This window comes from Adhaeribacter radiodurans (assembly GCF_014075995.1).
Taxonomy (GTDB): Bacteria; Bacteroidota; Bacteroidia; order Cytophagales; family Hymenobacteraceae; genus Adhaeribacter; species Adhaeribacter radiodurans.
This window is the reverse complement of the sequence record NZ_CP055153.1, coordinates 1,556,812-1,571,789: the sequence shown is the minus strand read 5'-3', so window position 1 is coordinate 1,571,789 and position 14,978 is coordinate 1,556,812. Positions and strand designations below refer to the sequence as shown.

Here is a 14,978-nt window from a genome sequence, read left to right as displayed (position 1 = left end):
TTCAGATAAAAAAGTAAATTTTTACTGTAAAGTAAAGCCTGAGAGGAATGAAATTTACTATTTCGGGTAATCTCTACTCCCTTATTTTGAGCTTACCCGGAGAACTGAAAATTTAAAAAGAAGTATCTAAGCCCAATCGTTTTTTTATCTCAGGTAAGATGGGATACCGTTCAGCGAGGTAGTTGTATTTATCTATGGAGGTATACAGCTTTACTCCTTCTACCTGCGTTTTTACTTCGATTTTTACATTAAGGCGATTATTGCGCAACCGGTTTCGCAATGCTGCTAAAAATTCGGCGCGGATAGAATTAAATTGTTCAATTTGCACGTGGTTTTCTACCTCTAACCTTATTTCATTAGTAGAGGTTAGTTGCACCGGCCGATTCAGAATCATGTATTCCGCCATTTTCCCTTCGGCTTTTTTCTGTTCGGTGAGCTGTTTCCATACCATTTCAAACTCAAATTGATTAACTGGCTGAATAGAGCCTTGGTTAAGACTTTCTGGTTCTGCTTCTAAAACTGCCGCCTCTTGGTTAACAACTGGACTTTGTACCTGGGCCTTAATGTCTTTTAAACTAGGTAACTTTACTATTTTTTTGGCAGGTGGCAAGGGAGCAGCCGGCCGGATAAATTGTTGTTCGGTGTATTGATCTTCGGGTACATTAGGCGCGGGCAGCGGCACAGTTGGCACCGGAGGTAATTTATTTATTGCCGTGGGTGAAGTAACCGACATTGGTTCTGCCACAACGCTTCCATTACTATCATTAATTGGCATAGCCACTGGAACAACACTTGCCCCATTAGCAGTTGAGGTAATTGAGGTAGTCGATGCTTTCTGACCGTTTGTATCTGGCATAGAAGTTACACCCGGTGCTTCAGAAAGCGTATTTACTTTAACATCCGATTCTAAGCTAGTTTTTTTTTTGACGTCGCCGTTGGAGGAGAAGTCTTTCGCAAAGGTAACTGCCGAGGGCAAGTGTACCAGTTTCATGAGGCAAAGCTCGACGTGCAAGCGCTGATTTTTACTATTTTTAAAGTTCTGGTCGCAAGCCGCCACAATATTTAACCCGGACAATAACAACGACAACGAAGCTTTCTGCGCTTGTTGCGCATATTTGGTTTTAATATTATCCGATACTTCCAGCAATTGCACCGTTACCGGATCTCTACACACGAGTAAACTCCGGAAGTGTTCCCCAATCCCTAAAACGAAATTATGGGCATCGAACCCGTTTTTTAAAATCTCATCGAATAAAAGTAAAGTACCCGATAAATTATTGGCCAGAAAATAATCCGTTAACTTAAAATAATAATCATAATCCAGAATGTGCAAGTTATCTACGGTTGCTTTGTAGGTAATCTTGTTTCCGGAAAACGTCACCATCTGGTCAAAAATGGAAAGAGCGTCGCGCAAGGCTCCATCTGCTTTCTGAGCAATTAAATGTAAAGCATCGTCTTCCGCGGTAATTTCTTCTTTCGCCGCAATATTGTTTAAGTGCTTAACCATATCCTCAATCCGGATTCGGTTAAAATCGAAAATCTGGCAACGCGACAAGATAGTTGGAATAATTTTGTGCCGTTCGGTGGTAGCTAAAATAAAAATAGCGTAAGAAGGCGGCTCTTCCAGGGTTTTCAGGAACGCGTTAAAAGCCGAGTTCGAGAGCATATGCACCTCATCGATGATATATATTTTGTATTTACCAGTTTGCGGGGCATAACGAACTTGTTCTACTAAATTCCGGATATCTTCTACGGAGTTGTTAGAAGCAGCATCGAGTTCGTGAACGTTAAACGAAGCGTTGTTATTAAAACTCCGGCACGACTCACATACATTACAAGCCTCGGTAGTAGGTGTAATATTCTGGCAATTGATGGTTTTCGCTAAAATACGCGCGCAAGTAGTTTTACCCACTCCCCTGGGGCCACAAAATAAAAATGCCTGGGCCAGGTGATTACTATTAATCGCATTTTTAAGCGTAGTGGTAATGTGGTGCTGCCCCACCACGCTATCGAAAGTAGCTGGCCGGTATTTACGTGCCGATACAACAAAGTTTTCCATCCTTAAACAAAGATAAGAAAACCGGTGTAAGCTTGAAAGCTAAAAGTTTAACCTTGCACTAACCTGCTATAGATCAATATATTAAATTAAAACAGCAATTTTATTAAAAATTTAAGCCTCAGATTTGTTTTCTTCACCTAACCCGAAATAAATTGTTTCGGCTACTTTTACTTAACAATATACTGGCTATAAGACACTATTAAAGGTGTTCCGGAATAAAAAAATGGGCGTTTTCCTGGGCAAATTCTTTAAATGTTCGGCCTCGTTGTCCGGTAATTTTTTCTACCGTATCCGTAACAGTAGCTGCGTAACCCGATTTTGAGATATTGTTAAGTTCCATCATCGCATCAATCATCCAATCCGGAGCATGCATGCTGCTCATGGCCTGTCGGGCGGCTTGGTCGGGCACATCTACGTAGGTAATGGTGCGGCCGGTAACTTCAGATAAAATAGCCGCAACTTCCTGCACCGAAATAGCTTCCGGACCGGTTAACTCTAGTACCTGGTTTTTAAAATCATTTTGCGTTAAAACTACTTTCGCTACTGCAGCAATATTATGGGCATCAATGTAGCTCACTTTGCCCTCCCCGAGTGGTTGATAAATTTTATTTTCTTGTAAAATACTAGCCCCTGCGTAATTAATAAAGTTTTGCATAAACGAAGTTGGCCGCAAGATTACGTACGGGATACCAGAGTTTTCCAAATGTTTTTCTATTTCGTGGTGCCAGCGGCCTAACTGGATACCTGGTTCGGCGTCCGCTCCAATAGCCGATAATCGTACTATTTGCTTTACTCCTACTTGTTTTGCTTCATCAATAAAATTTTTGGCTATTTCTACTTGATTATGCGTTAAAGGTGTAATCAGGAAAACGCGGGTAACACCGGTCAAAGCTACTTTTAAAGATTCAGAACGGGAAAAATCAATTTCTACCAGGTCTACATTCGGGAATACCTTCAACCGGTCGCCTTTTATAATGGAGTGCACACCTGCTCGCACTTTTACATCTTCCGTAGATAAAGCTTTAATGGCTTCGCTGCCCACCGTGCCGGTAGCACCGGTAACTAAAATAGTTTCGTGCATAGTTTGTATTTACAGTATTAAACTCCAGAACGGGTATAAGACTATCGGGTTTAAAATAATTTATTAAAAATTGATAATCTAAAGAGTAAACCGTTATTAGTTAATTTGTTCTACTGAAAGGGTACAAATATTTAATATAAATGTTTCTGGTACCAAAACAGGGTATTAGACAATTTGAGTGATAGTTTAATGATAGTTTATGGATTTGCCTCTAGGTACGACTGCAAGATTATGGCTGCGCTTACTTTATCTATGGTAGCTTTGTTTTGGCGGTCTTTTTTCTTCAGTCCACCCGCAATCATAGCCTGAAATGCCATTCGGGAGGTAAAGCGCTCGTCTAAGGTATGTACCGGAATAGCAGGTATTTCTTTTTGCAGTTTACGCACAAAACCAATTACGGCGCTGGTTACATCGGTAGGGGTATTATCTAGTTTTTTGGGCATACCTACTACAAAGGCTTCTACCTCTTGCTCTTGCGTGTATTTTTTCAAAAAATCGTAAATATCTTTTGCATGAACCGTTTCGAGAGGTGTTGCAATTAATTTTAAGGGATCGGTTACAGCCAATCCAACCCGTTTGTTTCCGTAATCAATAGCTACAATTCTGGCCACGCTAAGTAAAGTTTTAAATTTTAAGTAAAAATAATTATTTGGTCGCAGTAAGTATTACGTTACATACGCCTTATTCGGTAAAGTACCAGGGTTCAACTCAGAGTTTCAGGAAAAAAAGTAAATTTTTCAGGTGCATGGCTTCACTTTTTATTTACTGGCCCGTTTACATATAATTAAATTATTTTTAATATTCTAGAAGCAAATTTACCTTGGTTTAGCTTAACTTAATGCAAGTAAAATTACGTAGACAACTGCAGCAACGTAATATTCCGGAACTATTGATTAGTAAGCAGTTGACTACAATTTTCAATAATATCTAGGCGCAAATAAAAATTAGCTGTACTAATGGGATAATCCATTTAAAGAAGCAACTTTATTTTAAGGGTATTTGTCTAAAAAGTAGTTAAATAGCCTTTATTCTAATATATTAGATTGCTAATGCCCGCAAGCATTATGGAAAGCTGCTTGCACCAAAAAAGTTTAATGAACATGAGCGAAAAATTTAAAAATTCTACTTTCCAGGTAAGGTTACCTTTGTTTTTAGGTTTGGCACTGGCAACCGGTATATTAATTGGAGCAAATGGTTTCCAGCCTTCTGGTAATAACCCGCAGGGTACGGCTAAAAGTTATTTAAAATTCCGGGACATTCTTTCTTATATCGATCGGGATTACGTGGATACGGTTAACGTAGAAGAGCTTTCTGATTTTGCCATTAATCAGATGCTCGAAAAATTAGACCCGCACACCGCTTACATTCCGGCCAGTGAAATGGATGTTGCCCGCTCTTATTTAGAAGGCGACTTCGACGGTATTGGGGTAGAATTTAATATTTTTAAAGATACTGTTCAAATTGTGGCTCCGCTTAGTGGGGGCCCATCCGAAGCAGTAGGTTTGCAAGCCGGTGATAAAATTATTAAGGTAGATGGCAAAAATATTGCCGGTGCCGGTATTACCACGCAAGGAGTTTTTGAAAAATTACGTGGCAGCAAAGGCACTAAAGTAAACCTTACCATTTTACGACGGAACGAGAAAAAACCAATGGATTTTACCGTAACCCGGAATAAAATACCAACTGTTTCGGTAGAAACTGGCTACATGGTTGACAATCACACGGGTTATATAAAAGTTACCCGCTTTTCGGCTAATACTTACGACGAGTTTAAATCGACTCTTGTTAAGTTAAAAAAGAAAGGTATGGACCGGCTCATTCTGGATTTGCGGGGCAATCCGGGTGGTTACATGGATCGGGCTACTCGTATGGCCGACGAATTTATCTCAGGAAATAAAAAAATTGTATATACCGATGGTAAAGGTACCAAATACGACAATGAAACATTTGCCCACGTACGCGGTGAGTTTGAAGACGGCCCTGTAATTGTGCTGATAGATGAAGGCAGCGCCTCGGCCTCTGAAATTGTTTCGGGAGCTTTACAGGATAATGACCGGGCTTTAATTGTGGGTCGGCGCTCGTTCGGGAAAGGTTTGGTTCAAATGCCTATTCCTTTAAACGACGGCTCTGAATTGCGGTTAACCATTTCCCGTTATTATACTCCTAGTGGTCGTTCTATTCAAAAACCTTATACCGAAGGGATGGAAGATTACGAAATGGATATTTTGAATCGTTTTCAGCATGGCGAGTTTTTTCACCCGGATAGCATTAAGTTTAATGATTCCTTAAAATACAAAACCCTTCATGGTCGGGTGGTTTACGGCGGCGGTGGTATTATGCCAGATGTATTTGTAGCCCGCGATACCTTGGAAGTTACTAATTATTTAAACGAGCTTTACAGTAAAAACTTAGTGCGTGAGTTTGCCCTTACGTATTATCAGGATCACAAAGCAGATCTGCAAAAAATGCCTTTCGATAAATTTAAATCTACTTTTGAGGTAAGTGATAAGATGCTCGATAATATTAACAAAGAAGCAAAAGATTTAAAAATTAAGTACAACGATCAGGAATTTAAGCGATCCAAAAACCTACTTAAAAACAATATAAAAGCTTATATTGCCCGTAGTGTTTATGGCCCGGAAGGTTTGTATCCTATCTTCCACGAAACTGATCCTGATTTTCAGCAGGCACTTAAATTGTTCGATCAAGCCAATAAGTTAAATAAAGGCTATGTACAATTAGGAATTAATAAATTTAGAGTGGAGAACTAGGATAACCATTGAATTTACTATTTTAAGTAGAGCGGCTGATTTATTTGTTTTAAGTCAGCCGCTCTCTTTTTTAAATAAGTTAGTTTAAATGAAGAAGTTTAAGAAAATAACATTAAGGATGAGAATTGGGAAGAATTAAAAAGAAGCTTAAAAGCAGGAGATAAAGTGGATGAAATTGTGGTAAATAAAGCGCCATTCTGGGATTTTATTGATATGGATTTGGCTTTCCTGCATTATTAAAAATAATTCAGATGATTGACTTAACTCCTTATAATTATAAAGAAGGAGGAAACTACAACCCGATTGGCTCTACCGTAAAAGCCTACGGTAGCGCACTTAGATTCGATAAATAAACAGATTTGGTTAAAGCAAAAACATTGGCTATTAGAGAAATGAGGAAAAGCTGGAGACATTCCTGATTTAGTAAAAAAGTAATTTACGTTCCCCTTTTTTGAATCTAAAACAGCTTCAGGAATGCTACAATAAAGGGTACTACTAATACCAAACTATCAAAACGGTCGAGAATCCCCCCGTGGCCAGGAATGAGGGTGCCAGAGTCTTTTACCTGCAAGCTTCGCTTTAAAAGCGATTCGATTAAATCACCGAGTACGCCAAAAACAGAAACAATTAAAGCAATACCTATCCATTGCGGTAAAATTAAATCCTGGAAGTAAAAGGAAATTAAATAGCCTACCAGTACGGCAGTTACAGTGCCACCGAACCACCCCTCCCAGGTTTTACCCGGCGAAATACGCGGAAATAATTTATGCTTTCCAAACGTTTTACCGGCAAAATAGGCGCCTGAATCAGAAGCCCAGAGCAACAACATAGTACCCATAATTACCTGCCAACTGTAGTAGCCCTTTAAAAAACCTAATATTGGCAGCATACTAAACGAGCCGCCTACGTACAGCATACCAACTAAGGTAAGCGCAATGTTTACAAAGGGTTGTTCTTTTTTGCGAAAGAGTTCGGCGATAAAAACGAAAAATAAAATGGGTGGTAGTGCGTACAATACGGTTAATTGTACTGCTTTTAGTTGCAATAAAAAAGTTAAGACAAATAAAGCGCTACCTAATATAATACCGGCATTGTAATTAGGCGCAAAGCCCCTTAAAGTAAGTAATTGGTAAAACTCCCGAATACCTAACATAGTTAAGGCCAGAAACAATGCCGCAAAAGTCCACTGCCCAAAGTAAATAGCGCCGATAAACAGGGCTCCACCGCCCAAACCTACCAACACTCGTTGCTGAAAATTATTTAATTTCTTTTTATCGGTCGGGTCAGCGGGCATTTTCATTAATCCAATTTTCCGGTTGCAAGATAAAAAGTTAACGGCAACTACAACCTAGCCGACGTTTTTTTCTAAAGGCGTAACCCTAATTTATTTAGAATGGTATCTGAACAAATTCACTAAAATGGTTGAATTATTAATAATCAAACAAAGTGGTTATCACAGAAACTCAAGCTTACTTTTTAATTTTCAGCCTTTAATTCTGCCAAATGGCCTGCATCCTAAATATAAATTTAACTTTTAAGCCGAAGGCAGTTCTGACGATTGCTTTAAGGGTAAATTTTTGTAGCTCCGATACAAGTATAATAACGTAACCACACTTATAATTAATGAAAACAAAATGCTACCCAAAGGCATAGAATCGGTAGACTCAATCTGAAAATTTAAAAGCTTACGTTGCTGCAGGTAAAGAACCAACACCGTAAAGCCGTTATTCATAAAATGCCCCGCGATGGGTACCCAAATATTACCCGACCAGGCATATAAATAACCCAAGATAGCTCCCAGCAACATGCGCGGAATAAAACCATAAAACTGCATGTGAATGGCACCGAAAATAAATGCAGCTACCCACACAGCCACATGCGTATTATTGAACACCCGCAACAAACTACGCTGCAGCAAGCCTCTAAAAACAATCTCCTCTCCTATTGCCGGAATTAAACCAAAAACAACCATTCCAAACACAAACTGCCCAGCGTTATCAAATACAGTTAATTGAATGGTAAGAACTTTTAAGGTTTCTTCTTTAGCTTTGGCCCAAGCTTCAAATGCTTTTAAGGCTTCCGGAAAATGCACATTGGCATTCCAGTTAATTACCCAGGAATTAGCCGGCATAATAAACAAAATCAGCAAAGCACTTAGCACTAACAAGCTCCCTGGTACGTATTTTTGAGGAGATAAATAAGAACCAGGCTGGCGGTTACTGGCATACAAATAGGCTAATGGACCTAAAGTAAAAGCAAATAAATGAGTAACACCCTGAAATAAATTTATTGCCATTTTACCGTTTGGTTGCGCATTGGGGTTTTGAGTAAGTAAAGTTATATCAGTTAAACTAACTTTAAATAAAAGCTTCATTAGTATTACGGCCACAAAATTACCAATAAAAAAGCCACCGGCAATAAAGAGCAACAATACCAACATAGCCGTAAAGGGGTGCAGGTCTTTCGAAATGAAACCTTTCATAGCGGGATTTCGGTTTAGAAAAAGTAAATTTACGCGAATTTTTAAAAAATCTAGTCTTTGATACAGATAGGAAACATTTCTCTGCCGGATTTTCCGCTTTTGCTTGCGCCCATGGAAGACGTGAGCGATCCGCCTTTCCGGGCCGTATGTAAAGCGAATGGTGCCGACCTGATGTACACCGAATTTATATCGTCGGAAGGTTTGATTCGGGCAGCAGCCAAGAGCCGGCAAAAACTGGATGTATTTGATTACGAACGCCCCATTGGTATTCAGATATTCGGCAGCGATATCGAATCTATGCGGGAGTCGGCGGTAATTTCGGCAGCGGCCGGCCCGGATTTAATTGATATTAATTACGGCTGTCCGGTTAAAAATGTAGCTTGTAAAGGTGCCGGAGCGGCTTTACTGCGCGATGTGCCCAAAATGGTGCAAATGACCGAAGCTATTGTAAAAGCCACTACCTTACCGGTAACAGTAAAAACCCGCCTAGGCTGGGACGAATCTACTAAAAATGTGACCGAAGTAGCTGAACGGTTACAGGATATTGGCATTCAGGCTTTATCTATACACGGCCGTACCCGAGTACAGATGTACAAAGGTGAAGCTGATTGGCGGTTGATTGCCGAAGTAAAAAATAACCCGCGCATTAAAATTCCAATTTTTGGTAACGGAGACATCGATACTCCTCAAAAAGCCCTCGAATATAAGAACCGCTACGGGGTGGATGGCGTAATGATTGGCCGCTCTGCTATTGGTTACCCCTGGATTTTCCGGGAAATAAAACACTACGTACAAACCGGCGAAATGCTGGCCCCACCCACGCTGGAAGAACGGATTGCTAATTGTAAACTGCATTTTACCCGCTCTTTAGAATGGAAAGGCGAACGCCAGGGCATTTTTGAAATGCGCCGGCATTACGCTAATTATTTTAAGGGTTTGCCCAACTTTAAGCCCTTCCGGATGCGGCTGGTACAAACGGAGTCACCGGATGATGTTTATGATATTTTAGCGGAAGTAGCTGAATCAGAATTATTATTAGTTGTCGAATAATTTAATTTACTGTGCCGGTAACTGTAGCTAAAGTAGATAATTAATCCTAACGCTAACCACATTAAAAAACGGCTCCAGTTAGTAATACCTAATTCGGTCATCAAGTATAAATTGGTAAGCAGCCCTAATACAGGTATCAGAGATAAGTTTTTAGTAAAAGCATAGTAGGTCATCACCAGGCATACTATAAAAAAGCCGTACAAAGGTAACCGGTGTTTCACAACATCCCAGCCAGCGTTTGTGCCATCACTCGAACTGAAGAAGTGTTTCACTCCCACCGGATTAAAATACAATGCCAGCAAAATACCTGTAATTATTAATAATGGAAGTATAAATTTAGAGTTATAATAAGGTACTCTAAATCCTTTGGTGCCTGGTGGCCGAGCCTGGTCATGGTCGATGAGTAAAATACCACCGCAAACCAAAACAAAGGCGAACAAGGTGCCGATACTCGTTAAATCGGTAACCTCGGTTAAGTTCATAAACAAGGCCGGTATACCTACCACCATGCCCGAAACAATAGTAGCAAAGTAAGGCGTTTTGTATTTCGGGTGAATTTTTGAAAAGAAACGAGGTAGTAAACCATCGCGGCTCATTGTCATCCAAATACGGGGCTGGCCAATCTGAAAGACCAGCAATACACTCGTCATGGCGATTACCGCACTAAAAGCCACAATACCCGATAATACATTTAAATTTAATCGTTCAAAAACGTAAGCCAAGGGGTCGCCAATGCCTAATTCGGTATAAGGAACCATACCTGTTAAAACCAGGGTAATGGTAACGTACAAAAAAGTACAAATAATAAGCGCGTAAATCATGGCTTTAGGTAAATCGCGCTGCGGATTTGTACATTCTTCGGCCGTAGTAGAAATAGCATCGAAACCGATATAGGCGAAAAAGACAGCAGATACACCTTTTAAAACTCCACTAATTCCATTCGGGGCAAAAGGGCTCCAATTAGCCGGCTGCACGTAAAAAGCGCCTACCACAATTACCATTAAAATTACTAATAGCTTAAGGAGCACCAACAAATTAGCAGTTCGCTTTGATTCTTTAATTCCCACATAAACCAGGTAGGTAATTAATATAGTAATGAGCAAAGCCGGAATATCGGCAACAACCCTGATAGGACCAAAGCTGGGCGCCATTTGCCAAGCACGATACGCATCTTGCAGTGCGGGGCTGGCATCGGCCAGGGTTTTACCTTGCGTTAATAGTTCTGTAACGGCTGAGTGGCCCCGGGAAGCCGATAAATAATCCATAGTTAGGTACAAAGGAATATTTAAATTAAAACCACTTAAAAAAGAAGTAAGATAATCCGACCACGATATAGCTACCGCAATATTGCCAATGCAGTATTCCATGAGTAAATCCCAACCTATAATCCAGGCAATTAATTCGCCGAAAGAAGTATAAGCATAGGTATAAGCACTACCTGAAACGGGCACAGTAGAAGCAAATTGGGCATAGCACATAGCAGAAAAAGCACACGCAACTGCCGTAAAAACAAATAAAAGCGAAACGGCCGGACCACCTGCTGCGCTGGCATTTCCTATGGTGCTAAAAATTCCGGCGCCAATTACAGCCGCAATTCCCAGTGAAGTTAAATCCCTTAAAGTTAGATTGCGCACCAACCCACCGGTTGTATGCAAGGCTTCGCTACGATCAAATTCGGCAACAATGGAGGCTATATCTTTTTTCCGAAAAAGATTTCTAATGTTCATAAAAGGTAAGTAAAACCGGAAAATACAAAATTTTTACAAAGCAAAAACAAAACACTTATCTTGCCTGGTTACCGAAAGGTAGATGTTTCACTTTTAATTTTACTAATTTTTTATGAATTCGGAGGCTATTTTTAAAAAGCTGCGCTTATCGCCAAACCAGAAAATTCTGATTCTGAATGCTCCAGATGAATTTGCAGAATTACTAACTGAAATACACCACGATCAACAATTTTCTCCGGAAGATAAAGGAACTTACGATTTTGTAGCCGTTTTTAGTTCATCGCAATCCGAAATGGAACATCTTACGCAATCAGTAGCTCATGCAGGTAAATACGATTGTTTATTTTGGGCGTGCTATCCCAAAGGAACCGGAAAAATCAAAAGCGATTTAAAACGGAACACTATCTGGAATATTATACAACAAATTGATTTACGTTGTGTCACCCAAGTTGCCCTCGACGAAACCTGGTCTGGATTACGCGCTCGGCCTCATGCGGCAGTAGGTAAATAGCCCTTTTACCCTTAATCTGAATATAAAAGAATTAATACTTAATTTTTAGAAGAAATACTTAAAATTAAGATATTCAAAAAACTTAATCAAAATAGTTTTATTTTATCTAATCGAATCTTAAATTAATACTCCTTTTAAAACAAAGTTTATTAAAATGATACTTTTCTGATGCTTTGAGTTAACGACTTACTTAATATTAAAGGCCTGACCGCCACTCCTTACTATTTCTATTCCGAATAAACCTTATTGTGTTGTTAAATTTTCCGTCTAGCCATATGAGAAATGCTTTAAATGAGGTGGCACTCGCTCAGGTAAGTACAATTATAGTTATTGATTCGCAAGGCTTTATCTTAGAAGCAAATGAGAATTTTTGTCAAATTAGCCAGTATACCGCGTCTGAATTAATTGGTCAGCCAATCTGTACTATTCAAACAGAACCTCAATCTGAACTGTTTTTAACTGACTTGGCCTCCATTTCTGGCGTTAGTTGCCGCCGTGACATTAAAATAAAAGCTAAAAACAATAGTTACGTATGGCTCGACACTACTATTGTTCCTCTGCCGGATGCCAACAGCCAAGTAACAAGCTTTCTTTATAACTGTTTCGACATTACCTCTAAAAAAGAAGCAGAAGCCAAATTAATCCGGCAAGTTCAAAAATATAATTTCATGGTAGAGCATAACCCGGATGGCTACGTTAATGTAAATGCTGGCTGGCAAATTACTGATTGCAACAAAGTAATGGAAGGAATTATCGGCCTGACCCGGGAGCAGAGTATAGGTCGTGATTTTATTCAGATTTTTGTATCCGGTACGGATGGCGCAGATAAATGCCCTAATTTAGAAAGAGCTTTATATGAGCAAGAGCCAACCAGTTTTGAGGTATTTTGTCCGGCTCGTAAAATTTGGTTTGAAATAAATGTTTACCCAGATGGTATAGGTTTGGCTTTAACCTTCCGTGATATTACTCAGCTAAAAATAAACATCCAGAAAATTAAGCGTTCGGAACAGCAACTCCGGGCAATTTTACAAAGCACGGTTTCTGCTTTTTTCTTTCTTGGCTTAGATATGCGCATTATTAGCTTTAATGAGGAGGCCAGGCAAAGCATAAAACGCATGTACAATAAAGAACTTCACGAAGGAGATGATATCCGGCTGTATAGCTTTGAAAAAGATACCCGGGCAATAACCGAAAGTTTTCAGAATGCTTTATTAGGAAGACCAGTAGAAATTGAGCGTAAAACTCAGATAGCTGGCAAGACGGAATGGTATTGGATGACGTATTTCCCCGTTTTTGATGAAGATCAACGGATAATTGGCGTAGTTCTGAATGCCGCTAACATCAACAACCTTAAATTATTTGAAACGGAAACTTTGCAGACTAATGAACGGTTCCGGTTAGCCGCCAAAGCTACGAAAGATGCTATTTACGATTGGAACATAGAGCAAAATACGTTTAAAAGGTACGAAGCTTTTTATGAGATGTTCGGGTACCAGCCCCAGGAAGTAGAAAGCTCTTTAAGTTGGTGGGCGCAGCAAATTCATCCGGACGATAGGGTGTCGGTGGTAAACAGTTTAAATCAGGCTATTTTAGATAAACAAAAGCATTGGCAAGCCGAATACCGTTTTAAGTGCTGCAACAACAGTTATAAATTTGTGTACGACCGGGGCTACATTGTTTACACAGAAACCGATACCCCTACCCGAATGATTGGAGCCTTGCAAGACATACAGCAAGTAAAAGAAATTGAACTTAAAATAACCCAACAAAACGAACAACTCCGCGAAATTGCTTTTTCGCAATCGCACGAAGTAAGACGGCCAGTGGCTAATATTTTAGGTTTATTGCAATGCTTAAATAAAGATGAATTTAAATCGGAAAATCAGCAAGTTTTACTTTATATGGAGCAAACAACCAAAGAACTAGACCAGCTGATTCGCAAAATAGTAGATAAAGCTTACCATACTTAGTAAATCCATTACCGGTTTAACATTACCCGGAACATAGTGCCTTTGCCCAACTCCGACCATTTTACGTATAAGCGGCCTTGGTGGTAATTTTCAATAATCCGTTTCGCTAAGGCCAATCCAAGCCCCCAGCCACGTTTTTTAGTGGTGTATCCCGGCAAAAAAACATCGTTCAGTTTACTTTTAGGGATGCCCTTGCCGGTATCTTTAATATCAATTGCTACATTATTTTTGTTTTTACCAGCAAACGATAAACGTACATCAATACTGCCTTTGCCTTCCATGGCATCAATGGCGTTCTTACAAATATTTTCAATTACCCATTCAAACAATGGTATATTTACCTTGGCCGGAGTATCCGACGGAAAATCGGCTTTTACGCTAAAGGCTACTTTTTTGGATACTCTATTTTGGAGGTAGCTAATGGCATTTTCGGTAACCCGCAAAATGTTCTCGTCTCTTAATGTCGGTACAGAGCCTATATTACTAAATCGTTCCGTTATAATTTCGAGCCGGCGCACGTCTTTACCCAGCTCTTCTACAATAGGTTCATTCTGAAAATTGGGGCTGGCTTTTAAATATTCGTACCAAGCCATAAGGGAGGAAAGTGGCGTACCCAATTGGTGCGCTGTTTCTTTAGCTAAACCCACCCAAACCCGGTTTTGCTCGGCTTTACGGGAATAACTAAAAGCAAAATAAGCCATCAGGGAAAAGCAAGCAATTACAGTTAACTGCACGTATGGATAATAACGCAACTGCGAAAGCAAAGCCGAATCTTTGTAAAAAATGTAATTTTTACTCGGACCATAATCAACCAGAATAGGACTATGCTGCTCCTTCATTATGGCCAGTTCACGTTCTAATATTTGCCGCTTTTTTTTTTCAGAGATGTTTTTAGGCAGTGGAATATTCTTAGAATCTTGTACGTTTTCGTCGCCGTCGGTTAATATTACCGGAATTGTTTTATTTGCATCAATAATTTCTTCCTGAATGAAAACCTTATTGTCATCACTCTCGCTATCAATCATAAAGCGTAACCCTCTGGCATATAGAGCTATTCGTTGTCTTTCGATTTCCGATAGTTTACTTACCAGAATGTTACTGTAAATAACAGTTGCCGCTCCAATGAGTAAAGCAATAACTATAATAACTAACTTTAATCTGGTTTTTTTGGAATAAATTGGTATCATTCTTTGTTAAGATATCAGCATACCTACTTTAAATTTGTAGGCGTTTTTATAGAAAATTGTACCAGTGCTGTTAATAAACGAAAGTTACTTCAGAAACAGATACCTTGAGTTGAAAATAATTATTAGGTTATCGGGTTAAG

General features: G+C 39.5%; 11 protein-coding genes. 4 read left to right on the top strand and 7 right to left on the bottom strand.

Annotated features, from left to right (window positions below; all coding sequences use genetic code 11):
• Nucleotides 1-112: 112 nt before the first annotated feature.
• From HUW48_RS06615 to ruvX, 3 genes are all read right to left on the bottom strand, one after another.
• On the bottom strand, nt 113-2,059 hold the full coding sequence (locus HUW48_RS06615) for a DNA polymerase III subunit gamma/tau (RefSeq protein WP_182414928.1): 1,947 nt from the start codon (nt 2,057-2,059) through the stop codon (nt 113-115).
• 199 nt (nt 2,060-2,258) lie between these two features.
• Complete coding sequence (locus HUW48_RS06610; RefSeq protein WP_182414927.1) at nt 2,259-3,140, bottom strand: SDR family oxidoreductase; 882 nt, start codon at nt 3,138-3,140, stop codon at nt 2,259-2,261.
• Nucleotides 3,141-3,337: 197 nt separating this feature from the next.
• Entirely contained in the window at nt 3,338-3,751 is a 414-nt protein-coding gene (ruvX, locus tag HUW48_RS06605) for a Holliday junction resolvase RuvX (protein WP_182414926.1), read from the bottom strand.
• Between the two features lie 438 nt (nt 3,752-4,189).
• Between ruvX and HUW48_RS06600 the strand changes: the two genes are divergently transcribed.
• A complete protein-coding gene (locus HUW48_RS06600) occupies nt 4,190-5,911 on the top strand; it encodes a S41 family peptidase (protein WP_246343722.1) in 1,722 nt (573 codons plus the stop codon).
• A 457-nt stretch (nt 5,912-6,368) separates the two neighbouring features.
• Here HUW48_RS06600 and HUW48_RS06595 read toward each other — a convergent pair whose 3' ends face one another.
• On the bottom strand, nt 6,369-7,211 hold the full coding sequence (locus HUW48_RS06595; RefSeq protein WP_246343720.1) for a phosphatidate cytidylyltransferase: 843 nt from the start codon (nt 7,209-7,211) through the stop codon (nt 6,369-6,371).
• Nucleotides 7,212-7,445: 234 nt separating this feature from the next.
• Entirely contained in the window at nt 7,446-8,393 is a 948-nt protein-coding gene (locus HUW48_RS06590) for a CPBP family intramembrane glutamic endopeptidase (protein WP_182414925.1), read from the bottom strand.
• 57 nt (nt 8,394-8,450) lie between these two features.
• Between HUW48_RS06590 and dusB the strand changes: the two genes are divergently transcribed.
• Nucleotides 8,451-9,443 carry a tRNA dihydrouridine synthase DusB gene (gene dusB / locus HUW48_RS06585; RefSeq protein ID WP_182414924.1) on the top strand — a complete coding sequence of 331 codons (993 nt, stop codon included), beginning with the start codon at nt 8,451-8,453 and terminating at the stop codon, nt 9,441-9,443.
• On the opposite strand, the gene HUW48_RS06580 is transcribed toward dusB, so the two are convergent.
• Nucleotides 9,389-11,170 carry an amino acid permease gene (locus tag HUW48_RS06580; protein ID WP_182414923.1) on the bottom strand — a complete coding sequence of 594 codons (1,782 nt, stop codon included), beginning with the start codon at nt 11,168-11,170 and terminating at the stop codon, nt 9,389-9,391. The genes dusB and HUW48_RS06580 overlap by 55 nt on opposite strands.
• Before the next feature lie 112 nt (nt 11,171-11,282).
• Between HUW48_RS06580 and HUW48_RS06575 the strand changes: the two genes are divergently transcribed.
• Together HUW48_RS06575 and HUW48_RS06570 are read left to right on the top strand one after the other, a co-directional pair.
• A complete protein-coding gene (locus HUW48_RS06575) occupies nt 11,283-11,681 on the top strand; it encodes a hypothetical protein (protein ID WP_182414922.1) in 399 nt (132 codons plus the stop codon).
• A gap of 275 nt (nt 11,682-11,956) precedes the next feature.
• Nucleotides 11,957-13,651, top strand: a complete 1,695-nt coding sequence (locus HUW48_RS06570; protein WP_182414921.1) for a PAS domain-containing protein — start codon at nt 11,957-11,959, stop codon at nt 13,649-13,651.
• Between the two features lie 8 nt (nt 13,652-13,659).
• On the opposite strand, the gene HUW48_RS06565 is transcribed toward HUW48_RS06570, so the two are convergent.
• Nucleotides 13,660-14,838 (bottom strand): sensor histidine kinase, encoded by a 1,179-nt coding sequence (locus HUW48_RS06565; protein WP_182414920.1) that lies wholly within the window; start codon nt 14,836-14,838, stop codon nt 13,660-13,662.
• Between the last annotated feature and the right edge of the window lie 140 nt (nt 14,839-14,978).